The 26,511-nt window shown below is 67.7% G+C and carries 21 protein-coding genes, 1 tRNA gene and 1 pseudogene; 3 read left to right on the forward strand and 20 right to left on the reverse strand.

The window, feature by feature from the left end; all coding sequences use genetic code 11:
- Positions 1-10 precede the first annotated feature (10 nt).
- On the forward strand, positions 11-763 hold the full coding sequence (locus tag J7E94_RS10905; protein WP_215014467.1) for a class E sortase: 753 nt from the start codon (positions 11-13) through the stop codon (positions 761-763).
- Between the two features lie 185 nt (positions 764-948).
- On the opposite strand, the gene pknB is transcribed toward J7E94_RS10905, so the two are convergent.
- The 6 genes from pknB to J7E94_RS10935 form a co-directional block, all read right to left on the reverse strand.
- Positions 949-2,982 carry a Stk1 family PASTA domain-containing Ser/Thr kinase gene (pknB, locus tag J7E94_RS10910; RefSeq protein ID WP_215014469.1) on the reverse strand — a complete coding sequence of 678 codons (2,034 nt, stop codon included), beginning with the start codon at positions 2,980-2,982 and terminating at the stop codon, positions 949-951.
- 205 nt (positions 2,983-3,187) lie between these two features.
- Positions 3,188-4,651, reverse strand: coding sequence for a penicillin-binding protein 2 (locus J7E94_RS10915; protein WP_215014471.1), 1,464 nt, complete (start codon positions 4,649-4,651; stop codon positions 3,188-3,190).
- Positions 4,648-6,072 carry an FtsW/RodA/SpoVE family cell cycle protein gene (locus J7E94_RS10920; protein ID WP_215014473.1) on the reverse strand — a complete coding sequence of 475 codons (1,425 nt, stop codon included), beginning with the start codon at positions 6,070-6,072 and terminating at the stop codon, positions 4,648-4,650. Before J7E94_RS10920 ends, J7E94_RS10915 begins: the two co-directional genes overlap by 4 nt.
- 31 nt (positions 6,073-6,103) lie before the next feature.
- Positions 6,104-7,570: a PP2C family serine/threonine-protein phosphatase gene (locus J7E94_RS10925; RefSeq protein ID WP_215014475.1), complete on the reverse strand. Its 1,467-nt coding sequence runs from the start codon at positions 7,568-7,570 to the stop codon at positions 6,104-6,106.
- A 144-nt stretch (positions 7,571-7,714) separates the two neighbouring features.
- Positions 7,715-8,212, reverse strand: coding sequence for an FHA domain-containing protein (locus tag J7E94_RS10930; protein WP_215014477.1), 498 nt, complete (start codon positions 8,210-8,212; stop codon positions 7,715-7,717).
- A 10-nt stretch (positions 8,213-8,222) separates the two neighbouring features.
- Positions 8,223-9,059: a DUF3662 and FHA domain-containing protein gene (locus J7E94_RS10935; protein ID WP_215014479.1), complete on the reverse strand. Its 837-nt coding sequence runs from the start codon at positions 9,057-9,059 to the stop codon at positions 8,223-8,225.
- 293 nt (positions 9,060-9,352) lie between these two features.
- Between J7E94_RS10935 and J7E94_RS10940 the strand changes: the two genes are divergently transcribed.
- A tRNA-Leu gene (locus J7E94_RS10940) sits at positions 9,353-9,435 on the forward strand.
- A gap of 222 nt (positions 9,436-9,657) precedes the next feature.
- Here J7E94_RS10940 and J7E94_RS10945 read toward each other — a convergent pair.
- Together J7E94_RS10945 and J7E94_RS10950 are read right to left on the reverse strand one after the other, a co-directional pair.
- Positions 9,658-11,427, reverse strand: a complete 1,770-nt coding sequence (locus J7E94_RS10945; protein WP_215014481.1) for a hypothetical protein — start codon at positions 11,425-11,427, stop codon at positions 9,658-9,660.
- Complete coding sequence (locus J7E94_RS10950) at positions 11,427-12,260, reverse strand: hypothetical protein (protein ID WP_215014483.1); 834 nt, start codon at positions 12,258-12,260, stop codon at positions 11,427-11,429. The genes J7E94_RS10945 and J7E94_RS10950 overlap by 1 nt, the downstream gene beginning before the upstream one ends.
- A 189-nt stretch (positions 12,261-12,449) precedes the next feature.
- Between J7E94_RS10950 and J7E94_RS10955 the strand changes: the two genes are divergently transcribed.
- Positions 12,450-12,761 carry a helix-turn-helix transcriptional regulator gene (locus J7E94_RS10955; protein WP_214947315.1) on the forward strand — a complete coding sequence of 104 codons (312 nt, stop codon included), beginning with the start codon at positions 12,450-12,452 and terminating at the stop codon, positions 12,759-12,761.
- 210 nt (positions 12,762-12,971) lie between these two features.
- Here J7E94_RS10955 and J7E94_RS10960 read toward each other — a convergent pair whose 3' ends face one another.
- The 12 genes and pseudogenes from J7E94_RS10960 to lxmK form a co-directional block, all read right to left on the reverse strand.
- Positions 12,972-13,610, reverse strand: a complete 639-nt coding sequence (locus J7E94_RS10960) for a hypothetical protein (protein WP_214947314.1) — start codon at positions 13,608-13,610, stop codon at positions 12,972-12,974.
- A gap of 247 nt (positions 13,611-13,857) precedes the next feature.
- Entirely contained in the window at positions 13,858-16,497 is a 2,640-nt protein-coding gene (locus tag J7E94_RS35635; RefSeq protein WP_215014485.1) for an AAA family ATPase, read from the reverse strand.
- A gap of 648 nt (positions 16,498-17,145) precedes the next feature.
- Positions 17,146-17,400, reverse strand: coding sequence for a hypothetical protein (locus J7E94_RS10970; protein ID WP_215014487.1), 255 nt, complete (start codon positions 17,398-17,400; stop codon positions 17,146-17,148).
- Positions 17,401-17,452: 52 nt separating this feature from the next.
- Positions 17,453-17,965: pseudogene (locus tag J7E94_RS10975) on the reverse strand (ISAzo13 family transposase); the annotation flags it as partial.
- Between the two features lie 238 nt (positions 17,966-18,203).
- Positions 18,204-18,482 carry a hypothetical protein gene (locus J7E94_RS10980; RefSeq protein WP_215014489.1) on the reverse strand — a complete coding sequence of 93 codons (279 nt, stop codon included), beginning with the start codon at positions 18,480-18,482 and terminating at the stop codon, positions 18,204-18,206.
- Positions 18,483-19,310: 828 nt separating this feature from the next.
- The gene (locus J7E94_RS10985) at positions 19,311-21,455 is read right to left on the reverse strand and encodes a prolyl oligopeptidase family protein (RefSeq protein ID WP_215014491.1); all 2,145 of its coding nucleotides are present in this window, start codon (positions 21,453-21,455) and stop codon (positions 19,311-19,313) included.
- A 46-nt stretch (positions 21,456-21,501) separates the two neighbouring features.
- Positions 21,502-22,413 (reverse strand): hypothetical protein, encoded by a 912-nt coding sequence (locus tag J7E94_RS10990; protein ID WP_215014492.1) that lies wholly within the window; start codon positions 22,411-22,413, stop codon positions 21,502-21,504.
- Between the two features lie 11 nt (positions 22,414-22,424).
- Complete coding sequence (locus tag J7E94_RS10995; RefSeq protein WP_215014493.1) at positions 22,425-23,030, reverse strand: flavoprotein; 606 nt, start codon at positions 23,028-23,030, stop codon at positions 22,425-22,427.
- A complete protein-coding gene (locus J7E94_RS11000; RefSeq protein WP_214947307.1) occupies positions 23,027-24,019 on the reverse strand; it encodes an LLM class flavin-dependent oxidoreductase in 993 nt (330 codons plus the stop codon). Before J7E94_RS11000 ends, J7E94_RS10995 begins: the two co-directional genes overlap by 4 nt.
- 117 nt (positions 24,020-24,136) lie before the next feature.
- On the reverse strand, positions 24,137-24,280 hold the full coding sequence (locus J7E94_RS11005; protein ID WP_214947306.1) for a hypothetical protein: 144 nt from the start codon (positions 24,278-24,280) through the stop codon (positions 24,137-24,139).
- Between the two features lie 159 nt (positions 24,281-24,439).
- A complete protein-coding gene (locus J7E94_RS11010) occupies positions 24,440-25,450 on the reverse strand; it encodes a T3SS effector HopA1 family protein (protein ID WP_214947305.1) in 1,011 nt (336 codons plus the stop codon).
- The gene (lxmK, locus tag J7E94_RS11015) at positions 25,447-26,496 is read right to left on the reverse strand and encodes a class V lanthionine synthetase subunit LxmK (RefSeq protein WP_215014494.1); all 1,050 of its coding nucleotides are present in this window, start codon (positions 26,494-26,496) and stop codon (positions 25,447-25,449) included. The genes J7E94_RS11010 and lxmK overlap by 4 nt, the downstream gene beginning before the upstream one ends.
- Positions 26,497-26,511: the final 15 nt, after the last annotated feature.

Here is a 26,511-nt window from a genome sequence, read left to right on the forward strand (position 1 = left end):
CGAATCAGCAGTGTCCCGCCACCGCAGCCACCGCAGCCACCGCGACCGCCCTGCCGCCGCCGCACCGCCCCCGAACCGCAGCGTGCTCGCCGGGTTCCTGAGCCTGCTGGGCGAGCTCCTGATCACCGCCGGCCTGGTGCTGGCCCTGTTCGTGGCCTACTCGCTGTGGTGGACGAACGTGCTCGCGGACCGGCAGGCGTCGGCGCGCGGCGACGAGATCCGCCGGCAGTGGCACGCGCAGGCCCCGGCCCAGCCGGTTGCCCCGGGCGCGCTGGACACCCAGGACGGCATCGGGTTCCTGCACGTGCCGGCGATGAAGAACGGCGAGGTGCTGGTCAAGCCGGGCACGGACCCGGACGTCCTCGACGACGGCGTCGCGGGCTACTACACGCAGCCGGTGAAGTCGGCTCTGCCGTGGGACGGGAAGGGGAACTTCTCGCTGGCCGCGCACCGGGACGGCCACGGGGCGAAGTTCCACAACATCGACAAGGTGGAGAACGGCGACGCGATCGTCTTCGAGACCAAGGACACCTGGTACGTCTACAAGGTCTTCGCGGAGCTGCGCCAGACGTCGAAGTACAACGTGGACGTGATCAACCCGGTCCCGAAGGAGTCGGGCAAGACCGGCCCGGGCCGCTACATCACGCTGACGACCTGCACGCCGGTGTACACGTCGAAGTACCGGTACATCGTGTGGGGCGAGCTGGTCCGGACGGAGAAGGTGGACGCGGAGCGGACCCTTCCGGCGGAGCTCCGCCACTAGCGTCCCTCAGGGCCCCTGTGGAGGCCGTGAGGCTCCCGGGCGCCCGGTGGGGGCCAGGGAGGCGCGGGGGCGGCGCAGGCGGCCGCGGAACGGAAAGGTCCGGCCCCCGAGGAGGGGGCCGGACCTTTCTCCGTGTGCGGGCGCGGCGCCGGCTAGTGCTGTGGCCGGNNNNTCCGGTCACAGCACTAGCGGCGGGCGCCGCCCGTCAGGCCGCCGAAGAAGCCGCCGCCGTTGTTTCCGCCGTCCTGCTGGCCGCCCGCCATCGTGTACACGTTGACGGCCTGGCCCGGGGTGGCCGGGCTGCCGGCGATCGGGTCGGAGTACATCACGATCGCGTTGTCGTCCGTCGGGCCGTTGATGACCCGTCCGAAGGTCAGGCCCTTGGAGGCCAGTTCCAGCTTCGCCTGGGCCACCGTCTTCTGGGCCAGGTTCGGGACCTGCGTCTGCTGCGCGGCCTTGGCGACGGTGATGCTGACGGTCTTGCCGACCTCGAGCTGCTCACCCGGCTGGTATTGCTGGGCGATCACCGTCTTCGGCGCGACTCCCGGGGCGTCGACCTCCGTCTGGCTGCCCAGCTTCAGCTTGGCGTCCTGGAGGGCCTTGGCGGCCTCCTCCTTCGTCTTGCCCTTGAGGTCCGGGACGACCGCCTTGGACTGCTCCTTGGCGACGGTCAGCGTGACCACCGAGTTCTTCTGCGCCTCGGTGCCGGGCTTCGGGTTCTGGTCGAGGACGACCCCGGGGGTCCGCTCCGACTCCTGGGGCTTGCGCTGGACCTGGAAGCCCTTGTCCTTGAGGGCCTTCTCCGCCACGTCGTACTGGCTGTTGAGCACGTCGGGGACGGACACCGGGGCAGAGCCCGAGGAAACGGTCACCTTGACGGGGGAGCCCTTGTCGACCTTGGTGTCGGCCACCGGGTCCTGCTTGCAGATCTTGCCCTTGGGCTGCTCCTCGCAGGCGGCGTCGGCTTCCTTCACCACCTTGAGACCCACGTTGTCGGCGCTCTTCTGCGCCTCCTCCAGGGTCGCGCCGATGAACTTCGGCACGGTGGGCCGGTTGTCGGCGCTCCCGCTGAAGAGGGAGCGGCCGATGAGGATCGCGCCGACCAGGACGAGGATGCCCGCCGCCACGAGCAGGATCGTGGACACCTTGCTCTTCTTCTGGCGGCGGTGCGGACCCTGGTCGTAGCCGCCGTGGCCCTGGTCGCCGTACCCGTATCCGCCGTCGCCCGGGGGCATGGGCGGCATCATCGAGGTCTGGCCGCCCGGGTCGGTGGTGCGCAGGGCGGTGGTGGGCTGGTCGTAGCCCTGGTGCCCGTAGCCGTGGCCCTGGTCGGGGTAGCCGTAGCCGGCCGCGCCCATGGCGGCGGTGGCGGCGACGGGCTGGCCGTCGAGGCAGGCCTCGATGTCCGCGCGCATCTCGTCGGCGGACTGGTAGCGGTAGTCGGGGTCCTTGACCAGCGCCTTCAGGACGATCGCGTCCATCTCGGGCGTGATCTCGGAGTCGAAGTTCGACGGCGGCTGGGGTTCTTCCCGTACGTGCTGGTAGGCGACGGCCACGGGGGAGTCGCCGACGAACGGGGGCCGCACGCTGAGCAGCTCGTACAGCAGGCAGCCGGCGGAGTAGAGGTCGGAGCGCGCGTCGACCTGCTCGCCCTTGGCCTGCTCCGGGGAGAGGTACTGGGCGGTGCCGATGACGGCGGCCGTCTGCGTCATGGTCATGCCGGAGTCGCCCATGGCGCGGGCGATGCCGAAGTCCATGACCTTGACCTGGCCGGTGCGGGTCAGCATCACGTTGGCGGGCTTGATGTCACGGTGCACGATGCCGGCGCGGTGCGAGTACTCGAGGGCCTGGAGGATGCCGATGCACATCTCCAGCGTGCGCTCGGGCAGCAGCTTGCGGCCGGAGTGCAGCAGCTCGCGCAGGGTGGACCCGTCGACGTACTCCATCACGATGTACGGGATGGAGATGTTGTCGACGTAGTCCTCGCCGGTGTCGTAGACGGCGACGATCGCCGGATGGTTCAGCGACGCGGCCGACTGGGCCTCGCGCCGGAACCGGGCCTGGAAGGACGGGTCGCGGGCGAGATCGGCGCGCAGGGTCTTGACGGCGACGGTACGGCCGAGCCGGGTGTCCTGGCCGAGGTAGACCTCGGCCATGCCACCACGGCCGAGCACGTGGCTCAGCTCGTACCGGCCGCCGAGGCGACGCGGCTCTTCCATAACGTTGCAGCCCTCTCCGTCAGTCCCGACCGCACCTGTGTGTGGTCCGGCGGTGTGCTGTTCGCGCAAAGGCTACCGGCCGATCGTCCGTGATCGGTTCGTGGCCACAGGCTGATACTGGACCGGTACCGTACGCTCGGATCCGGCCGGGTTCAGTGACGTGGATCACTCCACTGCGGTCCGTCATCCGCGACTCACCCTCGGCTCACTTGCCGCTCTTCAGCACGGCTTCCATGACGGCCTTGGCGACGGGTGCGGCCAGGCCGCCGCCGCTGATGTCCTCGCGGTCCGCGTCGCTGTCCTCGATGACGACGGCGACGGCGACCGGCGAGGTGCCGTCCGGGTTCTCGGCGTAGGAGATGAACCAGGCGTACGGGCGCTTCTTGTTGCCCTCGCCGTGCTGGGCGGTGCCGGTCTTGCCGCCGACCTTCACGTCCTTGATCTTGGCCTTCTCGCCGGTGCCCTTCTCGACGACGTTGACCATCATCTCCTGGACCTTCTGCGCGTTGGCGGCGGACAGCGGCCGGCTCATCTCCTCCGGGGAGTGCTTCTCGATGACGTCGAGGTTGGGCGCGGTGAGCTGGTCGACCATGTACGGCTTCATCAGCTTGCCGTCGTTGGCGATCGCGGCGGTGACCATCGCCATCTGGAGCGGGGTGGCGGCGGTGTTGAACTGCCCGATGGCGCTCTGGGCGTTGCCGTCCTTGCCCATCTTCTTGTCGTAGACGCTGGCGAAGGCGCGGACCGGAATGTCGATCTTGTCGTTGTTGAAGCCGAACTTCTCGGCGGTCTTCACCATGTTGTCGCGCCCCACCTGGTTGCCCAGGTTGGCGAAGACGGAGTTGCAGGAGACGCGCAGGGCCTCGTTGAGGCTGGCCTTCTCGCACCCCGAGGCGTGGTTGACCATCGGGGTCTTGGTGCCCGGCAGGAAGTACGGCTCCGGGGTGTCCGTCGGGTCGTTGATCTCCTTGACGACGCCGTTCTCCAGGGCGGCGGCCGCGGTGACCACCTTGAAGGTGGAGCCCGGCGGATACGTCTCGCGCAGGGCGCGGTTGACGAGGTTCTTGTCCTCGCTGTCCTTGAGCTCGACCCAGGCCTTCTCGTCCGCCTTGGAGTTGCCGGCGAAGCGCGAGGGGTCGTACGAGGGGGTGGAGACCAGCGCGAGGATGGCGCCGGTGCGCGGGTCGATGGCGGCGACCGCACCCTTCTTCGTGCTGAGCTTGTCGAACGCGGCCTTCTGGGCGGCCGGGTTGAGCGTGGTGACGACGTTGCCGCCCTGCTTCTTCTCCCCGGTGAACATGCCGATGGTGCGGTCGAAGAAGAGCCGGTCGTCGTTGCCGGTGAGGATGCCGTCTTCGAGGGACTCCAGCTGCGTGGAGCCGAAGGCCTGCGAGGCGTACCCGGTGACGGGAGCCCACAGCTCGCCCGCCGTGTAGGTCCGCTTGTACTTGTAGTCGCTGCCGTCGGTGACCGCGGAGCCGGTGATCGGCTCGCCCCCGACGATGATGTTGCCGCGCTCGGTGGCGTACTGGGCGATCTGGACCCGGCGGTTCTCCTTGCGCGTGCTGAGTTCCTCGGCCTGGACGTACTGCAGCCAGTTGGTCCGGATCAGCAGGGCGAGGACGAGCAGCCCGCAGAACAGCGAGATGCGGCGCAGGGGCTTGTTCATGACGGTCGGACCACCTGGGTCATCTCGGAGTCGGGGGACGGGGCGGGGGCCGGGGCAGGTCGGCGTGCGGTGTCGCTGATCCGGATGAGGATGGCGATGAGGATCCAGTTCGCGAGGACGGAGGAGCCGCCGGACGCGAGGAAGGGCATCGTCATGCCGGTGAGGGGGATGAGGCCCATGACTCCGCCGGCGACGACGAAGATCTGGAGCGCGAACGCGCCGGAGAGGCCGATGGCGAAGAGCTTGCCGAAGGGATCGCGGGCGGCGAGGGCGGTGCGGACGCCCCGCTCGATGATGAGGCCGTAGAGCAGGAGGAAGGCCATCACGCCCGAGAGGCCGAGCTCTTCGCCGACGGTGGAGAAGATGAAGTCGGAGTTGGCGGCGAAGCCGATGAGGTCGGAGTTGCCCTGGCCCCATCCGGTGCCGAGGACCCCGCCGGAGCCGAAGCTCATGATCGACTGGCCGACCTGCTCGCAGGCGCCCGAGGTGGCGTAGCAGGCGAAGGGGTCGAGCCAGGCGGTGACGCGGGCCTTCACGTGGCTGGCGAAGGAGGCCACGACGACGGCGCCGCCGACGCTCATGAGCAGGCCGATCACGATCCAGCTGGTGCGCTCGGTGGCGACGTACAGCATGATCACGAACATGCCGAAGAAGAGGAGCGAGGTGCCGAGGTCGTTCTCGAAGACGAGGACGAGCAGGCTCATCGCCCAGATCATCAGGATCGGGCCGAGGTCGCGGCCGCGCGGCAGGTAGAGCCCCATGAAGCGGCGGCTGGCCAGGGCCAGGGCGTCGCGCTTCACCATCAGGTAGCCGGCGAAGAAGATGGCGATGACGATCTTCGCGAACTCACCGGGCTGGATGGAGAAGCCGCCGACGCTGATCCAGATCTTGGCGCCGAAGACGTCCGCGCCCAGGCCCGGGATCACCGGCAGGATCAGCAGGACCAGGGCGCCGGCCATCGAGATGTACGTGAAGCGCTGGAGCACGCGGTGGTCCTTGAGGACCAGCAGGACGACGGCGAACAGGGCGATGGCGAGCGCCGTGTACATCATCTGGCGCGGTGCCGACTCGGAGAAGGCGCCGTAGCTGTTCTTGGCGAGGTTCTGCAGGCGCTCGGACTGGTCGAGCCGCCAGATCAGGACGACGCCGAGGCCGTTGAGCAGGGTGGCGATCGGCAGCAGCAGCGGGTCGGCGTACTTGGCGTAGCGGCGTACGACGAGGTGGGCGATGCCGGCGAGCACGGCGAAGCCGAGTCCGTAGGTGAACATGCCCGGGGGCATCTTCCCGTGGATCGACAGGCCTACGTTGGCGTAGGCGAAGATCGGGATGACCACGGCGAAGCCGAGCAGCAGGAGCTCGGTGTTCCGCCGGCTCGGCAGCTCGATGGCGCCGATGGTGGTCGTGTTGGTGACAACGCTCATGGTGTGGCAGGCCCCCTGCGCCCGCGTGTGTCTACTGCTTGACGCAATGGCCGACCACTTGCTGCTCCGCGGCAGTCAGAGTGGTGGCGGGTGTCTGGTTCTGCGCCTCGGCGTTGCGGCGCTCTTCGTCCTTCTTGCAGGCGGAGGCCTGGACCCCGAGCTCGTCGATCTTCTGGCGCGCTCCGTCGAGGCTGCTTTCGCTGATGGTGGCCTCGACCAGCTTGCGCTTGAAGGGCGGCAGGTACTTCAGTTCGATGTCGGGGCGGTCGGTCTCCACCTTGGAGAGCTCCAGCGGGCCGAGCTTCTGGCTGATGCCGCGGAAGAGCGCGACGTGCTCGCCCTGCTTGCCGACGTAGTACTGGGTCTGGGTCCAGCGCCAGCCGGCGTAGAGGCCGCCGCCGATGAGCCCGACGACGAGGAGCAGCGTCAGCGTACGGGTGGTCCACTTGCGCCCTTTGCTCCGGCGCCTGCGGGGGTGGTCGTACGTGTCCTCGTAGCCGGAGTCGCTGTCGTAGCCGTCGGCCTCGCCGAAGCTGCCGTAGCCGCCGGCGGCGCCGCCCTGGCCCGGGTCGGAGTAGCCGTAGCCGCCCTGCTCGCCGCTGCCGGGGGGGCCGAAGGCGCCGGCGGGCGGGGGGGCCTGGCGGCCGAGGCCCGAGGCGCGGCCGGCCGGGGTCTGCATGGCGTTGCCGCCGTCGAAGAGCTGGTGCTGGTTCTCGGCGACCGCACCGACGACGACCGGGGTGTCGCTGACCTGGGCGGCGAGGGTGTCCCCGCTGTCCGTGTCGAGGACGTCGGCGACGATGCAGGTGATGTTGTCGGGTCCGCCGCCGCGCAGGGCGAGCTGAATGAGCGACTGCACGGTCTCGCGGGGGCCGTGGTAGTCGGCGAGGGTCTCCTCCAGGGTCTGGTGGGAGACCACGCCGGACAGCCCGTCGGAGCAGATGAGGTAGCGGTCGCCGGCGCGGACCTCGCGGATGGAGAGGTCGGGCTCGACGATGTCGCCGCTGCCCAGCGCTCTCATCAGCAGCGAGCGCTGCGGGTGGGTGGTGGCTTCCTCTTCGGTGATGCGGCCCTCGTCGACGAGGCGCTGCACCCAGGTGTGGTCCTGGGTGATCTGCGTCAGGACGCCGTCGCGCAGCAGGTAGGCGCGCGAGTCGCCGACGTGCACGAGACCGAGGCGCTGACCGGTCCACAGCAGCGCGGTCAGGGTGGTGCCCATGCCCTCGAGCTGGGGGTCCTCCTCGACCATGACGCGCAGCTGGTCGTTGGCCCGCTGCACGGCCGTGGCGAGGGACGTGAGGATGTCGGAGCCCGGGACGTCGTCGTCGAGCTGCACCAGGGTGGAGATCACCTCGGAGCTCGCGACCTCGCCGGCGGCCTGGCCTCCCATGCCGTCGGCGATCGCGAGGAGGCGCGGGCCGGCGTAGCCGGAATCCTCGTTCCCCTCGCGGATCATGCCCTTGTGCGATCCGGCGGCGAACCGCAGGGACAGACTCATGCGCACCTGCCCAGTCGACGCTTCCTCCGGGTACAACCGGTCTCGAGCCACACTGCCCACCCTCCGGTCGGGAGCGCGCTCGGGTCCGTGCCCTCGGTGGGACGGATCGCCGCCGCGCGCTCGCTCCGCTCGCTCATTCTCGTACTACTTCCGCAGCTCGATGACGGTCTTGCCGATGCGGATCGGGGCGCCCGGCGGAATGGGCGTCGGGGTGGTCAGCCGGGTCCGGTCGAGATACGTGCCGTTGGTGGACCCGAGATCCTCGACGATCCACTGGCCGTCCCGGTCGGGATAGATCCTGGCATGGCGGCTGGACGCGTAGTCGTCGTCCAGCACGATCGTGGAGTCGTGGGCGCGGCCGAGCGTGATCGTCTGGCCGGCGAGGGCCACCGTGGTTCCCGTGAGGGTGCCCTCGGAGACGACGAGCTTGGTGGGCGCACCGCGGCGCTGGCGCTGCTGTGGCGGCGCGGCTTGGCGGCCGGCCTGCTGCGGGGCGCTCGTGGCGCCGCCGCGGCGGGAGCCGCGCTGGGTCACTCTCGTTCCGAAGAGGTCGCTGCGGATGACCTGGACGGCCACGATGACGAACAGCCACAGAACGGCTAGGAAACCCAACCGCATGACCGTCAGGGTCAGCTCTGACATTGCCCCCGCTTCACCCTTCGGCTTGCCGGTAAATGATGGTGGTATTGCCCACGACGATCCGCGAGCCGTCGCGGAGCGTAGCGCGGGTGGTGTGCTGCCCGTCCACCACGATGCCGTTGGTGGACCCGAGATCCTGGATCGTCGAGGGCGTTCCGGTCCGGATCTCACAGTGCCGGCGCGAGACGCCGGGGTCGTCGATCCGCACGTCGGCTTCCGTGCTTCGGCCGAGTACGAGCGTGGGGCGCGAGATCTGGTGGCGGGTGCCGTTGATCTCGATCCAGTGGCGCCGCGGGGCGCCCGAGGCCGGTCCGGGTGCGACCGGGCCGGGCTCGCCCTCGACCGGCCTGCGCGCCCCGGGTCCGCCCGGGGGCGGGCCGGGCGGCATGGGCGGGACGGCGACCGGGGGGTACCCGTAGCCGCCCTGCTGCTGGTTCGGGGGTGCCTGACCCGGTCCCGCCTGCGGCTGGGAGGTGCTGGAGGCGAGGGTGCGGCTGCGGACCCGGTAGAGCCCGGTGTCGAGCTCGTCGGCCTTCTCCAGTTGGACCTTGACGGGGCCCATGAAGCTGTAGCGCTGCTGCTGGGCGTAGTCGCGGACGAGGCCCGCGAGCTCGTCGCCCAGCTGCCCGGAGTAGGGGCTCAGGCGGTCGTAGTCGCCGGCGCTGAGCTCGACGATGAAGTCGTTGGGGACGACGGTCCGCTCGCGGTTCCAGATGGTGGCGTTGTTGTCGCACTCCCGCTGGAGGGCGCCGGCGATCTCCACCGGCTGGACCTCGGACTTGAACACCTTGGCGAAGGTGCCGTTCACCAGACCTTCGAGTCGCTGCTCGAACCGCTTCAGAACTCCCATGGGGCACCTCCTCCGTCGTTGTCGCCCTGTACTGCTTACTGATCGTATCCACGCGTGGCGGATTCGGGTGGTTCCCCATCGGTCCTGCGTGGACGAGTGTTGGTCCTCACAAGCGATCGTAGGGGCGCTCCAGGGACAGTGTCCCGCACCGGGCGGGGAGTACGGGAGTGGCCGGTGCTCGCAGGGGTGCCGGGGTGCGGGGAAAGGGATGTGAATCGACCCCGTCCGACGTGCTAATCTTTCGACGTCGCCAGGGGAACGGCCCGAAAGGGAAGACCACTGGGACGCTGCTCGGGCGAGTGGCGGAACGGCAGACGCGCTGGCTTCAGGTGCCAGTGTCCTTCGGGACGTGGGGGTTCAAATCCCCCCTCGCCCACATCGGGACACCGACGAAACGGTGTTCTTTGCAACGACGAAACGGTCGTCATCGTGATCACGATGACGACCGTTTTGCTTTGCCTGGGCTGACGGGTGCCGGCCTTGGAGTGGTGGATGCCGACTGGGCATGGCAATGGGACCGCCGGCGTTGTGGTGCCGCCAACGATCCAGATCTTGGTCTGTCTGTGACTGTTCCCCTATGTCTGCAGGGCCGGGCCGGTCAGGCTGTGGCGATGTAGCCGGTGGGGGTCCAGGTCCCGAGTGCTTTGGTCTGTCGGCGCCTGGTGGGGCGTCGGCGTGGGCGGTCGCCGTTGAGGGCGACGGCGTCGGCCCAGCTCTGGAGCTTGCGTTTGTTGGCGTGGGCGAGCTGGAAGGCCAGCAGGATCGTCTGGGCGGCGATGCCGCGGATGCGACGCGTGCCGCCGGGCTCGATGCGTTCGCGGAGCGGGTCCTTGGCGAATCCGTTCATGCCCTCGGTGGAGTTGCGGAGGCGGAAGTAGACGCGTTGCCACTCGGCGGTGCCGTATTGGAGGGGTTGCCAGAGCTTGGCGCCGGCCTCGGGTGGGACGGTCAGGCTGTGTTTCTCACACACCTTGGGAGGGCCTTCGGGGCGGGGGACGGGGTCCACGAGGGGGAGGTGGATACCGCGGCCGAGAGTGTGGGGTTTGAGGGGGCACTGGGTGCGTTTGGCTTCGGCCGGGCACATCATGCGGCGGTGGCCCTCGGCGTCGGTGGCCTGCTTGGGCATGAGCAGGTAGGCGGTGCGTGCGCGGATGCGGTTGATCCAGGTCTGCTGGTCGATCGTCTCGGTGACGACGAGGTCGTGGGTGGCGGTGATCAGCTCGGCGGGCATGGAAGGGCAGTACCAGTTGCCTTCGACGAGCTGTGCGCCGCCGATGTCGCCATGGGCGCCGAGCTGGTCCTTGCTGTAGTCGTAGACGGGCTGGTACCCCATGGCCCGGATGGGGAGCTGGAAGATGTCTTCGCTCTGGCTGTTGAAGAGACGGTCTCCGGCGAGGAAGTTGCGGGCGTATCGGGGGTCGACGTGGCGGAGTGCTTCGACGGCGGCCTCGCCTGGACGGCAGCTGGGCTTTTCGACGGACATCGCCAGGATGAGCGCGGGGACGACATCGGGGTCGGCGGAGCCATCGGGCAGGGGTGCGCCGTGATGGTCAGGATTACGGAAGACGATGAGGGTGGCGTCGTAGCCGTAGAGCTTCTTCTTGACCCGGTCCTTCTCCTTCGGCTGCTTCGCACCCTTCTTCTGCTGCCTGGAAGGGGTGGGGGCGAGGCCGTCGAGGGCGAGTGGGTCCTTGTGCTTGGTCGTGCGCACGTACCAGCCGGCTTCGGGGTCGGTGGCGGTGACCGTGCTCTCCCGCCCCAGACCCTTGGAGTAGGTGCCGAAGACGGTGGCGTCGACCACGGCCGAGCCGTTCGGTGTCTCCTCGAGGAGAGGCTGGGCATCGAGCAGGGACGTGCCCAGGATCTTGTTGGCGATGGTCAGCATGAGTTCGCGGCGGTCGGCGAGTTCGGAGTGGTCCGCGGAGGCCAGGAGCTCGGCTACGACGTCGAGGTCGAGGCGTCGGCCCTTGGGCAGTGGGGAGGGGTCGACCTCTTTGACGATGGCTTTGAAGAGGCGACGGACGACGGCGTAGATGGCTTCGAAGCCGCGGTCGTTGTCCGGGTAGCGGTGGACCTCGAGCTCTTCGCGCATGGTGTCACTCAGCGAGAAAGCCAGCAGGTCGGCGACATGGGTCAGGATGACGCTGCCGCGGTTGCGGTTGGAGGCCAGGAACATGCCGACCAGCAGGCCGCGTACGCTGATGTTCCGCTTGCGCCCGGTCCACTTCATGACCAGGGCCTCTACGTCCTCGATGAGGTCGCAGTCGTCCAGGTGGGCGAGGACCGTCTGTACCTCCTCGTCCCCCACGCTTTGGCGGCGTGAGCGGAGATTGGCGATCCGGGCGTGGCGTTGGAGACGGCTGGTCATCACAGCTCCCGCAGGGCAGTGGCCGCTTCGTCAGCGCTGAGATTGCGGACGTAGGGCATGATCCGGTCGATGGAGCGCAGGGTGGTCAGACCGGCGGCGGCCATCAAGGTCGGCAGGTGCATCCGGGCCTCGATGGCGTCGACGAGCCAGGTGGCGCGGGCCCGGCCCATCACCAGCGGTGGGGTGCCAGGGCTGAACTTCGCGCGGGCCAGGAAATGGGTGACCGTGTTGGCACCCCGCGTGTAGCTGTTCGGGCGGAAGAGGTAGCGGGCCGCGCCCGGTGCGGACGACCAGGCGGCGACCTCGATCAGGACGGTCGCCCAGGACTGGCGGCACAACATGAGCCGGGCACGTCGGCCCCGTACGGCGATGGCCACCGCCCCGTTGGATACCTCGCGTACGTCGTGGGTTCGCGCGGGGATGATCTCTGGCGAATCCAGGGCGCAGCCGAGGCCGAGGGCGAGCAGGGTGAGGAAGCCGTAGCGGAGCTCCGCTGTGGGCTGCGCGCGGGCGCAGGCGTAGAGCTGGGCCTGTTCAGCTCGAGTGTAGGGGCGGGAAGCGTCAGAGCCGGCGTAGGCGGCAGGTACGCCGGTGATCAGGTCGGGGCCGAGAAGGGCGTGGCGCAGGGCGCTCAGGCGACACCGGCGGTTGCCGCGGGATGCCTCGCCCACGTGCAGGCATCCAGTGGCCAGGTACCACTCGACGGCTTCACGGGTGACCAGGAACTCGGCCTTGGTGGGGCGCCCGCAGCCGTCCGCGTGCGCGGCGGCATGTGCAAGCGCACCGAGCCAGTCGCGGGCCTCCTTCGGCGAGGAAGGTTTCGCCCGGGCCACCGCACGACGGCAGTCCGGCCCTACCCGCTCCCATACCGGAGCGGGTAGTTGGGGTCGGTACCGCTCGATCGCATCCATCGTGACTCTCCACCAGGAAAGGACCCCGGCAGGGGTGCCATTCCAATAACATTCAGGGGAGATTGCGGCCGCTGTCATGTCAGGAGGTCCGGATGGGCGACACTCTTCGCTGTGTCACAAGGAGACAAGCGAAGCCGCAGCCCCGCCGAGTACCGGCTCAAGGGAACCTGGCCGCACGCCGTGCTCGATGACCACCACGGGGCGCTGGTCGCCCAGGAAGTGGCCTCGCGGCTGCGCAGGGCGATCGACGCGCGGGGGTGGTCGATCGCGGAGGTCTCCCGGCGCAGCGACGTCGCCCGGCTGACCATCATGAAGGTGCTCGGCGGTGAGGTGTGGTGCGACCTGCTGACGATCGCGAACCTGGAAAAAGCCCTCGACGTGGACCTGTGGCCAGGACGCGCGCCGGGAAATCCGCCGAAGTGAATTCGTGTGGACATTCGACTCCTCGTGAAAAGAAGGCACGAAGGAATGGCCGAATGCCGAACGCGCCCGGATGAACCCGGGTACTGTCGGAGACGGCCTAACGGGCTAGACCGTCGCCGCTGATCCGGGGGGCAACCTGGATCGTTCTATGCGGCGGCGGTCATTAGGTGTGACCGGTGCTGAGGGCCTCGATGGTGAGACGCGGATCCGCTAGACGAACCTCCAGTTCATCCGGGGCCGGTAGTAGGTGTGGAAGTCACCCTCGACGGCAACGCGTTCCAGCGCACCGCGCATGGCGAGATTGCGCAGATTCTCACGCAGCGCCCGGCGGCCGGCCGCGTTTTCCTCGGTGACACCGAGCACGGCAGCGACATCGGCGGTGCCCCAGCTGAGGTCGGGGCGCGCTCCGATCGCAGTCAGGATCTCCTTCATCCGGGCACCACGTACCAGTACCTCGACGGGAGGTTCCTCTGCTGCTGGGGCGGATGAGTCCGCACCGTGCTCGGGCGTCGAGGGTTCGTCCGCTTCGCCCGCAGAGGGGGGCGTGCCAGAGGAGGGTTCGTCGGGGACGACCCGCAGACGGGCTGAAGCCGCATCGAAGCCGGGCTCCGTCTTGAACAAGGCGCTTGCGCGGTGGAGTACGGACCGTGCATTCACCGCAACGGTTTGGGCCTCATCCCTGGCCTCGACGAGCCGGGCGTACCGGTCGCGTGCCGCGTTGAGCGATTCCTCGAGAGAGGCGATGACTTCCGTGTACTTCCGAATTGCTGCGTCGCACTGAACGACGAGCAACTCCATCTCATCTGCGGCTTCGGAAGGCTGACTCTGCTCGGTCGCATAGTGGGCCATGGGGCAACGGTAGAGGGCCCCTGGCATATATGTCTCTGAGTTGATGTGGCAATCTTCGGGCGGTCAATGGATTGAATTATTCGCCCGATATGTACCTATTTATTCGTTCGAGCAGTGAATGCGTGACCGAATACTCCTGACGCGGTCACTCGCGGGTGCTGGCTGCCCCGCCGGGGCAACTGGCCAGCGACTGCGCAAGTGCGGTGAATGTCCCGCTGTATCTGGTCTGGAGTCCACCACGCCAGGGTCACTGGGTGGTCGCCCGCCATGGCGAAGCGAGGTCGTCGAGCAGGGGGCGGTTGAGTTCCTCCACTCCCTCTCGGATGGCCCGGATCGATCCGCTGCGCAAGAGATAGGCCAAGTGCTGGGCGCTCCCACCGGTGAGCTCGTGGAGATGACCGGCAAGCTCAGGCAGCGTCCCCGGGACATGTGCCCGCAGCCGGAGTGCCGCCTCGGCTCGCGCGATCATGTCTAGCCAGGCCTCACCCAGCGTCATCGGACCGAGTGAGACGGACAGCAGCCGGCGATGGGCGCCCCACTCCCCGGTCCGAGGTGGAAATCCGGCGAAGACGAAGGTGGCCTGGACGCTGTCGCACAGATAGGCCACCACTTCGGTGACGGGGGAGGGCTGTTCGGCCCTGGTATGGAACTGATGGAACTCGTCGACGAGGACCAGGCGCGTGTGCTTGGCGGCCAGACTGTCGCGGACGTGGCGGATGAGGTCGGTGATGGTGCCGCGGGCGGGAGCAGGCGAACCGGCCGCGCGTGCCAGCTCGCGGAGCAGAACCCGGGCGGTGGTAGCAGGTGGCAGTCGCACTTGAACCACGGGCATGGCCCCGTCATCCGACACCGTGGGGAACCATTCGGTGCAGCGGCGAGCGAGTTCTTGGAGCACGGTGGTCTTCCCCGTGCCGGCCGCACCGTTCAACAGAATGCTGCGTCGTGCCCCTCCCCCATGTTCGTTGAGCACGATCAAGTCCTCGGCCCGCGCCACAGCCGCCAGTACATCGGGTGTGTACAGGGGGAGTTGGGCGTGGTACGCCACCCGGATCTGTGCCGGTGCGGTCACAGGCGGAGGGGGATGCAGAGGCTTTCGTCCCGTGTCGTCGAAGGTGCGCGGCGTCAGGGCCGTACCCGGGGTGATTCCTTGGGTGACGCGGGTGTGCACAAGGCTCGGGCGCTCGTGGTGGCTCGGTTCGGCTGGTGTCTCGTGCCGTAGGGAAGAGGTGGACGCGGACGGGACGGTCACCCATTCGGCCTGCGGGGTGCAGATCCAGATCTGACGTGTGTCGTAGGGATCCCAGCGCACACTCCAGGACGCACTGCGCCCGGAAGGTGGTACGCGTCGGAGGAACCTGTCCAGGACCCGACCGTCGTAGCGGCGGCCGCGGAGGTGAACCCCTGACGGGCTGACCACCCGGCGCGCGCTCGGCAGTAGATCGAGGAACTTCACCGGCTCCAGGGGCGGGGTGATCCATCCGCTCCGTGCCACGAGCATCGCGTAACGTGACGCTGGGCTTCCGGAAGTGTCGGGTGTTGTAAGCGCGCCGTCATATGTGGGGAGCTCGCGCCGGGACCAGTCCACCTGGACCCAGTCGTCCAGGAGCCCTTGCACCTGCTCCACCGGCCACCCCGCAGCACGGGCTGAAGTTCCGGCCGGCGAGTGCAGATAGTCCGAGAACCGTGCCGCAACATGAGCAGCCAACGTCTCGACGGACACCTTTCCTGTCGGGATGGTGCCTGTCCCGTACTGCACCCGGATCCCGAGGCGGCGACATGCTTCTGTCAGGCGGCGCGCGCGTAGAACGGGCGACCGGTCGACCACCAGGACCTCCGGACGGATCACAGGAGCTGCTGGTCTCTCCCCGGCCGCGGCCTCCAGCACCACCGGTGGCCATACGCCCCAGGAAGCCCTCTGGTCCGCGGGGACACACATTCGAGCCAACAGGGCAGCCGGGTCGAGGGGGTGCAGCCCCTCGTGGACCACGGCGGTCAGCAACACCGAGGTGTCCACATCGATCGCGAGAACCAGCCGCAGCCCGCCGCGTACCGCGTACACCTCCGCAAATGAGGGCAGCCACACAGTGTCCAGCACCACAAGGCGCCCCGGCCACCGCTGTGGGCCACGCAGGCTGTCGGTTGCCACCATCTCGGCATACAGTCTGTGGAAGGCCGATCTGGACGGAAGCGTCAACTCGCCTGCCTCCACGGCGCTCTGGAGCCGCTGCGCCACGAGGCGACGCACCGTCTCCACGTTCCGCTCTCCATGCGCGGAGTCGAAGCCCGCTTCCCTCATGGCATCCATGACCCGCGGATCCCATCGCGCCCTCGCGTCTTCACGTCGCACGGCTCGTCCGTCTGCGAGTCCGGCGAGCCCCTCTACGGCATAACGCTGCCGCTTGCGGCGCACGGTCCGCACCGAAGCACCGTGCACTCCGGCCCACGCGAGTTCCTCGGCCTTGGCCGCCTCCCGTTCGCCCAGCGTGTGTCGGGCCGGATCGTAGGCATCACGCGGCTGCGAACCCGGAGGCGCGTCCCACGGCAGCCCCGTCATCACCTCGACGACGTGGGACCGCCACCAGCGAGCCCGCTGGGCAGCATCTTCGCCGAGCAGCTGTGCCCGGTCTTGTGTGGGCCTGGGCTCGTGGTCGAGCACCTCGAATCCATCGCTCTGGAGGAGTGCCACCACATCCACCTGCTGCACCCCGCCGAAGGCATCCGCCAGCGTGAGCCGGCGACCGTAGAGTTCCGTGACGGTGCAGGCGCGTCCGCCGAATCGGACCCGGTCCCCCACTCCCAGCCGGTCGGGCCACAGCATGTCCATAGATCCCTCGATGACTGCAACAGGGGTGGACTGAGCGGGCACCGGACCGCCGTATGCGTTCACACCGCGTACGACACACCGACGCCGCTCACTCCTACCGGGCTCCGGCGCCCAGCCAACCAGATACGGGGGCATCCAGTCCGCTGGATGAACGGACAGGAGCATCCTGCCCCCGAGCTACTCGTATGGAACACTCGGCATGCAATTCCAATTGCGTGCGTGCAGGGTAAAGGTGTGACGTCTGAAACCACGGCCCCGACCATTTGTGCCCGCTCTGTCGTCATCGACCCGAGGGCCCACCGTTTCCTCCTGCTTCCCGAACTACGCGGGGGAACGATCGGCTGGTCAGTCCCTACGGTCCCCCTGCCGCCTCACAAGCCAGCCCGCCGGGCAACCATCCACTACCTGCGACGAGAGGTCGGGTTGCCCTGTCTGCGGATCACACCCGTTGTCGGACGTCTCCCGGCCGGCGGAGGTCGCCTGTGGACCGAGTACGTATTCCTCGTGGCACCCGCCAACGGGATCTGGCCACGGGACCCTGCTCCCCGGCTCGGGACTGCGGCGCAGTGGTGGACGACAGCCCAAGTGCGTGCAGAGCGGATCCTTGTCGAACCGGTGGCTCTGCCCGACCTCATTGACGGCTATTGGGAGGGATGGCTCCCGGACGGCGAGATCACGTTGGAGTGAGGTCGGGAATCGGTGTCCTGGTGTTCAGTGTCGGTTGGTGGCGGCGAGGACGCTGACGATGCGGCGCAGGCTGGTGCTCGAGACGTGTGCGGCGTACGGGAGGCAGACGACCTCCACGCCGATAGCGGCGAAGTCGCGTTCCCACTGCTTGCCGCGAGCGGTGCCCCTCCAGTCGTCCCCTCTGAAGAGGCGGTGGAAGCCGACCTGGCGCCCGGCCTCGATCTTCTCCAGGGTGGTGTCGACGACGGCCTCGTCGACGTGCTTGACGGCGCGGACCAACTCGATTCGCTCATGGAGCGGGACGACGGCCGTGTGGCCCTTGTGGCCAGCGGCCTCGTCGGTGGTGGGTCTTGGCCTGCTCGTTGATGTAGCAGAACTGTCCGTCCCGGTCGGGGGGTTGCTTGCTTTCGATGACCTTGCCGTTGCCGTGGAGACTGAAGCCTTCCTCGCGCAGCACGTCAGCGACGGTGTCGGCGGATATCCGGTGGCCTTGGCGGGAGAGCTCGGCGGCCAGGTGACGGGTGGACTTCGTCGTCCACCGCAAAGGCGACATCGGGTCACCCCGCACATCTGGTTCCACCAGGGCAAGCAGTGCCGGGCGCAGTCCCAGATCCAGGTCGACCACCCGTTTGCAGCCACCGCCGACACGCCGCACCCGCCCCAACGGCGCCTCGCCGGAATCCAGGTCGGTGGCGCCCAGCGAAACGGTTGCCTCGCGCACGCCAGCGGCCCGGGCAACGAGTCTGATCCCGCCACGCCCCAGTGCCCGGGCCTCGGCCGCCAGCAGCAGACGGCGCTGACGTTCATCCAGATGCGGGAACAGCACCGTGAACCTTGCCGCCATCGCCGCCGTCATGCCTTCGATCGCTTCTATAGCGCACCAACGAACCACTGACTGGGAAGCTACGGGTAAATCATCTGCAAGTCCTTTAGCCCTCCGGCCTTGGGTCAACCCCAGCTCTGGGCGACCCCATTCAGAACGCCATCAACACCAGGGTGCTCCTCGCGAGTCTGCTGCACCCGCGTGAAGGGCGCAGGAGTGGTGCGGCCCGTTGCCGGATCATGGGGGAGGCGTCAGAGCGTCACTTCTTGACGTAAAGCTCCTGGACAGGTGTGAAGGGCAGTTTCTGGTAGCAGATGTACGCGCTCCATCGGTTCTCCGTGATGCCTGCCTTGCCTGCGGCCTGGCAAGCGGCGGCTCCGAAAATTGAGCCCTCGTGGGTGTAGCCGGCGGGAGGGGTCCAGGCGTTCGTCGTAGACGAGGCGGGCTGCTGCGCCGGAGCAGCGGCGAAGACCGGTGAGGCCCCCAGAACGAGAGCGGCCGTGGCGGCCAGGACAGCAACGGAAACTGCTTTACGCATGTCGAACTCCTTTTTTGCGGTCGCGCCGGGAAACGACCATGGGGTGGGCTGGAGGCGGTTGCGAGGAGTGCTACTTCTTGACGTAGAGGTAGTGGCGATCACGTAGATGTCGGTCAGCTTGCGGGTTTCTTGTTTGCAGGCGTACGCGCTCCAGTTGCCGTCCGCGATGCCCTCGCTGCCCAGCACCTCGCAGGCACCGGACGAACCGACGAAGGACCTTCCATGACGTGGCCGGTGGGAGAGGTCCAGTCGCTCGTCGTGGATGCGGCGGGCTGCTGCGCCGGAGCGGCGGCGAAGACCGGTGAGGCCCCCAGAACGAGAGCGGCCGTGGCGGCCAGGAGAGCAACGGACCGCTTTACGTCTGTCGGTCGGAACAGTCGAAGCGTGCCCCCGGCGCCGTCAGAACTGCCAGCAGCATCACCGAGCCCGTGGCCAATGATCGCTGGCTCTGGAGGCGATTCGTTTCGTCATTTCACTCCCTCGTTTCTTATGCTTGTCAATGGCCTTGAAGTTCTCCCTGCTGGTGTCACATGCCGTCAGCTTTCGCCCGGCTCAGCCGCGCTGGCTCATCACTGGCACAGGTCACAACCCGCCCCTGCTCGCTAGCAACGGAAGTGGCTGTTCAGACGATCACTATGTCTCGGTCCGTACTCCGCAGGTCACACTTCTGCGCACGCACCTCCGTGCTTGATCACCGTCTCGAACGGGGCGTTGTGCGGTGGAGGTTAAGATCTAAACAACCGCGTTAACCGGCTGCCGACCACGATGTGATCAATTGATCCTCGCGAATAAGTGATCTGTGGAGCACCGATCTAGCAGAAGGGAGAACTAGGTTCTCGGCAGCTGCAGCCCCGTTTGTTGTGCGGCGAATGACAGCTGATCGACTGACAGCTCGACAATGCGGCTCACAGCTCGCGCACCGTGACCGACGCCAGCTTCACGACGGAGCAGTGTCAGCCCTCGCCCAACCGGTTGAGCCTTTCCACCGGCGGCGTGCTGGAGCGCCGCGCACATCTTCCGTGCGTGCAGGGGATCGACCAGAGTGTCTCCGTCGGAGACGGTGAACAGCACTGCTGGGTAGTCGGCTTCCGCCGTAACGCGGTGGTACGGCGAGTAGCCGAGCAGCCAGCCGAGCTCCTCGGGAACCGAGGCGGAACCGTATTCGGCGGTCCAGGAAGGTCCCAGGCCAGAGTGCTCGTAGCGGACCATGTCCAGGAGGGGAGCCGTGCAGAGTGCCGCCCGGTAAGTGTGCGGTTGCTGGGTGAGAGCGGCGCCGACCAGCATCCCGCCGTTCGACTCGCCACTGATCACCAGTTGTGAGTGGGCGGTCCAACGGCCGCTGACAAGGGCCCTAGCCGCGGCGTGGAAATCGTCGATGGACCGCTGCTTGTTCGCTCTCGTTCCCGCGACATGCCACTGCGTGCCCTCTTCGAGGCCGCCGCGCACGTGGGCTATGGCGTAGACCCCGCCGGCCTGGACCCAGGCGAGAGCCTCCGGGTTGTACACGGGCGCCGGTGACAGCCCGAATCCGCCGTATCCGTAAAGGATGGTGGGGAGGGGGCCGGTGCGGCCCTGTGGAGCCAGGACCGTGACTCGCACTTCTGTGCCGTCGGGAGAGACACAGGTGATCTGCTGCATGGTTCCGACGGGGTGCTGCGCATGAGGGTGAGCGCCGTCGTCGGTGTCCTGGCTCGGGGGCACGGCCCACACGCTGGTGGTGCGGGTGAGGGCGTCCCAACGGTAGACGGTGATGGGGGTGAACGGGTCGGTGTACGTGAACCATGCTTCGTGCCCCCTACCCCGGATCTCCCCGACCGCCCCCAGTCCGGGCAGGGGGATGGCTCCGAGCCTGTCCCCGGTCTCCAGGTCGTGCACCGTGATCTCGCTGATGGAGTGGCGGCTCCAGCCGGCGAGCAGGACGCCGCGTTCCAGCCCGGCTCCGTCGAGCACGGCGAAGTGTTCCAGCCGAGCTTGGTGGTCCTGGGGGAGGAGTTCGGTCCACTCACCGCTCTGCAGGTCTTCGATGCCGACGACGGCGAGCCGGCCCCTGGGCGCATCGAGGTCGGTGTGCATGTACACCCGGCCGTCTTTTCCGACGACGGCGTTGGTGTGGGCTTCCTGGCCCTGATATAGGGGCACGAAGGCGGGCCGTGCCAGGTTGTCTTCCGTGAGTTCGGCGATCCAGATCTCGTTGCGCCGGACCGCGCCTGTGGTGCGGGTTACGGTCAGCCACCGGCCGCCTGGACCTACCGCGATGTGGTAGGCAGCGGTCATCGGGCCGTCCTCGCCGAAGACGACCTGGTCGCAGGTGTCCGGGTCCGTTCCGATCGTGTGCAGGTAGACGCGCCGGTGGTAACGGTTCTCGCGGGAGGGGGATCCCGCGAGAGAGCTGCGTACGTAGTAAAATTTCTCGCCTTCGGGCAGCCAGGCGACCGGGGACTGCCTGCACCCCGTGATCGGCCCGTCCAGCAATGTTCCAGTGTCGATGTCCAGAACGTACAGACGGCTGTCCCGGTCTCCACCGACCGATATCTGGTATGCGAGCCGCCGTCCTTCGGCATCGGCTTGCCAGCTGTCCAGCGTGGTGCGTCCAGTGGGGTCGAGAGTCATCGGGTCGAGCAGCACCTGTTCGGTGCCGTCCGGATCGGCGATGTGGAGGACCGCGTGCTCCTGGCCAGCCCGCCGCTTCATGAAGAACTTCCGGGCGCCGCGCCATACCGGCGGGCCGGTCACGCCGACGGAGACCAACCCGCTGAGCTGGGTGCGCAGCCACTCACGGCCCGGCAGATCGTCGAGCACGGTGTGGCTCAGTTCGTCCTGTGCCCTCATCCACTGTCGTGTCTCGTCGTCGTCCGGCTGTTCCAGCCACCGATACGGATCGGAGACGGTTCGTCCGTGGATCACCTCGACGAGTTGCCGGCGCCGAGCGGCGGGGTAGATGAGACGGTTCTTCGACTGTGTTCCCGCGGGCAACGGTACTCCTCGTTCCTGTCTCGTGGGGCGGGCGGGGCCGGGCGCTTCATGTCAGGTCGTCGATAAGGCCCTTGAGTAGGGCCGTGTACCGCTGGACCTGGGCTTGGTCCCACGTGACGAAGACGCAGAAGTCGTGCAGGTGCAGCAGCACGCGCAGGACGGCAGCGCGATGGGTGAGCAGATCGGGCTGCTGTCCGTAACCGTGGTTGAAGGCGGCTTCGGCCCTGTCCCACAAGGAGGAGTCCGCCGATGGCCGATGAAGGGTCGACCACGTGCGCAGTTCACTCAGTTCGCCCAGTACCCAACCGACGTCACCCTGCCGCGGGCCGAGCCCCGCGTCCTCCCCGGTGAGCAGTGCAGCCGCGTCCGCTCCAGCTGCCGCGACCAGGAGGCCGAGGCCGGGTCCACCGTGAACCAGTACACGGTTCTCGGCATCGAGCAGTTCGCCGAGCCACTGCCGGACCCTGTTCCAACGGGTCGGACCGAGAGAGGTACGCAGGGCGCCGTGGAGCCGCGTCGCGCGGTCGCCCTGCGGCGTGTCGGTCCAGGAAGACAAACGCCGGTAGGTGAGCGGCGTGTACGCCTCGGAACCGGCAGGCAGGGTCGTCTCGTGTAGGACACGCAAGAGGACACCAAGGCCGTGGAGCAGGCCTTCTGCTGTCGTGTGAGCCGCAGGCTCACCGGACAGCAGAAGTTCGGCGGCTGATCGGTGGCCGGGCAGTGTGTAGCGCAGCTCCGGCCCATGCGGCTGTGGAAGAACGCACCGGGCTCCCGGGTAATGGCCCGTGGTCCATGCCGCCAGGGCGCTGCGGATCGGATCGGGGGGACCGCCGAACGGCTGACTGCGAGCAGCACCCGGAGTTCGGATCCAGGTGAAGTCCCCGTCGGAGCGGGAAATGATTTTGGTCTGGACGTGGCCGGTTCCGTACTGGTCGACGACACGCTCTCCGATACCCACTGATGGCGGCTTCATCGTGTGCTTCCCCCGCCGCCCTCTGACCAGCGCTTCTGGATCAGCTGCAGCAGAGTGGGCAAGGGGGCGGCTGTGGATGCATCGAGGCGCCCGGTGGTGGTGCTGAGCCCTGCCTCGGGTTCGGCGACCACCACGTTGGATCGTTCATGTAGTGCGGCCAGGTGGGACTGGAAGGCGTGACTGTGCAGTCCGCCGGGCGGGAGCGCGGGAGCGAGCCCGATCGGAGCGCTTGTGCATTGGAGAGCGAGCATCACAGGTGTATCTGCCAGCCCGAGGGCGAGACGGCTGGTGAAGTGGAAGGTGGCCGGGTAGACGGCGACGGCCTCCGCCCACTGGCCCAGTTCGACATGCGGAGCGGCCACTTGAGGTTCGGTGGGCCACGCGTCGAGAAGGACGGCCCTGCCACCGATCGCGGTGAGCGCCGCGGGCGTGACGAACGAGGTGGCCTGCCTGGTGAGTACGACCCAGGTCTCGACGTCCGGATAGCCTTCACGCAGCCAGCCGAGCCATCCGGGCAGAGACGAGACGCCGAGGGCACCTGTACCTACCAGGAGCAGACGCTTGGGCGAGAACTCCGGAAGCGTCATGGGGCTTTGGTTCATCGGTGGCTCCCATGGCCGGCCGTCGCCGGACGGGCCGAGGCGGCTTCTGTGATCGCGGCGAGAGCAGCGAGCGAGGTGGATGTTCCGCCCGTGGCCTGGAGTCCTACAGTGCTGATCACCACCTCGTCCACGCCGGCCTTCCGGTAGGCGGCGACGGTCCGCAGGATGTCGTCGACGCTGCCAACGGCGGCTGTCCGGCTGTCGATGAGCCGGGCGGCGGTTCCGGCAAGGTCGTCGAGGTTCACCTCGACACCGGCGCGGTGCAGCATGTCCTGGTAGTGAGGGGCCCGTAGGTGGGCGTGAGAGGCGGCCTGGATGACACGCACGTGATCGCGGTCGACGTCGTCCACCGAGACGTGGACCACCGCCGCCACACGCGGGCGCGGTCGCCCAGCGCGTTCCGCGCCCCTGCCGAGAGCGGGAACGATGACTTCGGCAAGGTAGTTCGGAGGGGTCAGCCAGGTGATGGCCACGTCGGCCAGCTCACCGGCGAGCTCGGCCATCCGAGGCCTAAGTACGCCGAGGCCGAGTTCGACCGGCGGGGTGTTCATGGGAGGAAGCGCTCCGCCCATTGAGTAGTACTCCCCGGGGAGCTCGACCACGGTACCGGCGAGAAGGTTCCGGACGATGGTGGCGTATTCACGCACAGCCCCGAGTGGGCTGGCGTATCCGCTTCCGCGGAGGGATTGCACAAAGGGGGCGGGGCCGGTTCCTAGGCCAGCCACCACCGGGTGACCGGACAAGGCGGCCAGTGACCGTGCCTGGAGGGCGGCTTGGAAGGGGTGGCGCAACGGCATCAGAGCCACGCTGGTACCGATCGGGATTCGTACGCCGGCTCCTGCCGCATACGCCAGAGCGGCATGCGGTTCGATCAGCAGGGACTGGCCGGTCCATAGACGGTCGGCAGATCCGGCTTGGACGATTTCCGCGAAGGGTAGGAGTTGCCTGCCACCCGTCGGCATGAAAGGAAGAAGAACAGATACGCCCATACGTGCCCCCTTCAAGTGGCTTGTCGCTGGAACGGTTGAACGGCATGTATTCCTCGAGGACGACCTGTACGGCCGGCGGACGAACCGCCGGCCGTACAGGACACGTTGCGCGCTGGTTCAGCAGCCCCACTTGAAGCTGGCGACGATGCTCAGCGAGATGATGGTCTGCGGCGAGGGAGCCTCGTCCGGGGTGACCTCAGCGGCCATCTCGTTCACATCGGCGTAAGCGTCGAAACCGGTGGCCAGCTCTACGTCGTTCATGACTTCTCCTCTATTGTTCAAGATGCAGATAGTTTCCGCATGCAGACAATTTAGTGTTCCGGAAAGCTTGTTGGAATCTCTTTCCGGCGACGAGTAGAAACGTAGGGGGTCAGTCGTGGAGCGGGCAAGATCGTTTTGATGATCGGTTAAGTGGTCCCGTCAGTTTTCAATGAGGGAGATAAACGGTGGAGAGGACAGGTTGCGCGATGGGTCCGACGGGTCAATACCTGCTTCCAGCAAGGCGTCCCGTACAAAAGTGGCCTTGAGTCGGCCGTCAGGTTGAGTCGCCTCCTTGACCAGGCCGGCGGCAATCGCCCGGGACCGGTGCTCCCCGAGACTCGTGTTGCGCATACCCGGCCTGGTGTCGTCGGGCTCCCAGGCGAGAGCGACCCCCGGGGCCAGGGCCCGCGTGAACGGTGAGCAATCGCTGCCGAGGTCGCTGGTCCCCGTCACCGCCTGCGCCAGCCCGGGGAGAGCGGCTTGATGGCGGCTTCCCACATAGACCACCACGCCATCCCTCCGTGGGAGGAGTCCACGGGATGAAGATGCCTTGGCCCGGTAGGGGACGGAGTGTGCCTCCAGATACTCCAGGGCCTTCGACCATGATTCGACTGCGGCTTCCGGTGTCCTCACATGCACGTAGACCCTCAGTACCGGGTCATCCCCGGCCAAGGGCATCGACCCGTCGGCCAGAAAGAAGCCGGGGGACAGCGAGGGCCGCGCGGCTGCGACGAGGATGGTGGCCTCACGTTGCGATTCGGCGACTCCTTCGGCGAGGCGGCCCGGTCCGAGGCGGACTCGTACCCCCGTCAGCCCGACGATCAGGCCGGACTGGTCTTCGGTGAGGACCGGGACACGGTGCCGGGTGTATCGGTGAGGCACCGCACCGGCCAGCTCGGCTTCCAGGTCGCGCTCCAGTGAGTCTGGCCCACGGCCCTCTTCCACCGCCGGCCTGCCGACGTGAATCACTTGATAGAGAGCGGTGGCAAGCTGCCCGGAGAGAGTGAGGGGGGACGTGCCCGTGACGGCTCTCCCGCTCACCGATGCGGTCAGCCCGTCCCTGTTTACGTGCACGCTGTCCAGTACGTCTTCGAGTTTCTCGGACAGCAGGGGCGCCGATTCGAGAGCCGGGCCGAAACCGGCAACACGGTGTGAGGGCATGCCGTTCATCGTGTGGCCTCCGTTAGTCCGAGGGTTGAAATGAATGCCTCAGGCGTGAGCAGTGCCTTTCTGCCTATGCCGGCCACCGCGCGAGGGATGGCTGCCAGACGCGGTGCGTTCCTGGCACCCGCCAGCAGGCGATCGAGCAGATGCCAGCCGGCGAACGCCACCACTCGGCCTGCGACGTCGCCCGCACCGGGCCGCTCGCTGAGGTATCCCTGCCAGAAGATCTCGATCCGGGGGCGGACCGTTCGGATGCCATCCGTCAGCCGCGCCACCATCTGGGCATGGGACACCGGCTCGTCCGCATACGGATCCTCTTGGGCCACCGCAGCCAGCAGGGCGCGGTGCAGCAGGTCTCCGATGACGCCTCCGATGTCACGGGCGGGGTCACCAGCCTGGAACTCTTCGAGGTCGGTCAGGTGGACCCGGCCGTCGGCGACGAGGAATTGATCGAGCCGCAAGTCGCAGTGGGCGGCCACCAGGCCGGCTCGCTGTTCCTCTTCGAGGAGCCGGCGTAGGGCACCTGCGAGGGGGAGGTCGTTCTGCATGACGCTCCACACCTGCAGCTCAGCGGCCGAAGAGGCCTCGAACAGGGAGATCGGTATGCCGTCGAGGAGTTCTGCGGAGGGTAGGAGAGGTGTGGTCTCGGCGCCTTGTGGAAGCTCTCCGGACGGCAGGTTGTGGAGCAGTCCCACCGTTCTTCCCACGGAGTACATCAGGTCGTCGCCGAGCTCGTCCTCGCGCACCAACTCGGCAGCTGTCTTCGCCCCTGGTACGGCCTCGTACACGAGGAGGTGGGCTTCCGCGTCGGCTCCCAGACAGTGAGGGGAAAGGAGCCCTGACGGCCCGCCGTTCCGGAGCATCCGGTCAAAGGCGAGGCACTGCCGGATCCGTGCCGCGGTCATCTCGGACGGACCGGCGAGTCGCTTGACGAAGACTCCTCGGCCCATGTCCGTGGTACCGATCCAGTTCGTGTTCCGGCCGGGCAGCTTCCGCACATCCGGCTGACTGGAGAGGGAGCCGAGTCCCAGTCTCGCCAGCAGGGATTCCACTTCCGGAGATCCGTC

The sequence above is a fragment of the Streptomyces sp. ISL-94 genome (assembly GCF_018614075.1).
Taxonomy (GTDB): Bacteria; Actinomycetota; Actinomycetes; order Streptomycetales; family Streptomycetaceae; genus Streptomyces.

Bases quoted from the DNA above. Each gene is read 5' to 3' on its own strand.
- pknB (WP_215014469.1), bottom strand. From the start codon at position 2,982: ATGGAAGAGCCGCGTCGCCTCGGCGGCCGGTACGAGCTGAGCCACGTG.
- J7E94_RS10915 (WP_215014471.1), bottom strand. From the start codon at position 4,651: ATGAACAAGCCCCTGCGCCGCATCTCGCTGTTCTGCGGGCTGCTCGTC.
- J7E94_RS10920 (WP_215014473.1), bottom strand. From the start codon at position 6,072: ATGAGCGTTGTCACCAACACGACCACCATCGGCGCCATCGAGCTGCCG.
- J7E94_RS10925 (WP_215014475.1), bottom strand. From the start codon at position 7,570: ATGAGTCTGTCCCTGCGGTTCGCCGCCGGATCGCACAAGGGCATGATC.
- J7E94_RS10930 (WP_215014477.1), bottom strand. From the start codon at position 8,212: ATGTCAGAGCTGACCCTGACGGTCATGCGGTTGGGTTTCCTAGCCGTT.
- J7E94_RS10935 (WP_215014479.1), bottom strand. From the start codon at position 9,059: ATGGGAGTTCTGAAGCGGTTCGAGCAGCGACTCGAAGGTCTGGTGAAC.
- J7E94_RS10945 (WP_215014481.1), bottom strand. From the start codon at position 11,427: ATGACCAGCCGTCTCCAACGCCACGCCCGGATCGCCAATCTCCGCTCA.
- J7E94_RS10960 (WP_214947314.1), bottom strand. From the start codon at position 13,610: ATGGCCCACTATGCGACCGAGCAGAGTCAGCCTTCCGAAGCCGCAGAT.
- J7E94_RS10980 (WP_215014489.1), bottom strand. From the start codon at position 18,482: ATGCGTAAAGCAGTTTCCGTTGCTGTCCTGGCCGCCACGGCCGCTCTC.
- J7E94_RS10995 (WP_215014493.1), bottom strand. From the start codon at position 23,030: ATGAACCAAAGCCCCATGACGCTTCCGGAGTTCTCGCCCAAGCGTCTG.
- J7E94_RS11000 (WP_214947307.1), bottom strand. From the start codon at position 24,019: ATGGGCGTATCTGTTCTTCTTCCTTTCATGCCGACGGGTGGCAGGCAA.
- J7E94_RS11005 (WP_214947306.1), bottom strand. From the start codon at position 24,280: ATGAACGACGTAGAGCTGGCCACCGGTTTCGACGCTTACGCCGATGTG.
- J7E94_RS11010 (WP_214947305.1), bottom strand. From the start codon at position 25,450: ATGAACGGCATGCCCTCACACCGTGTTGCCGGTTTCGGCCCGGCTCTC.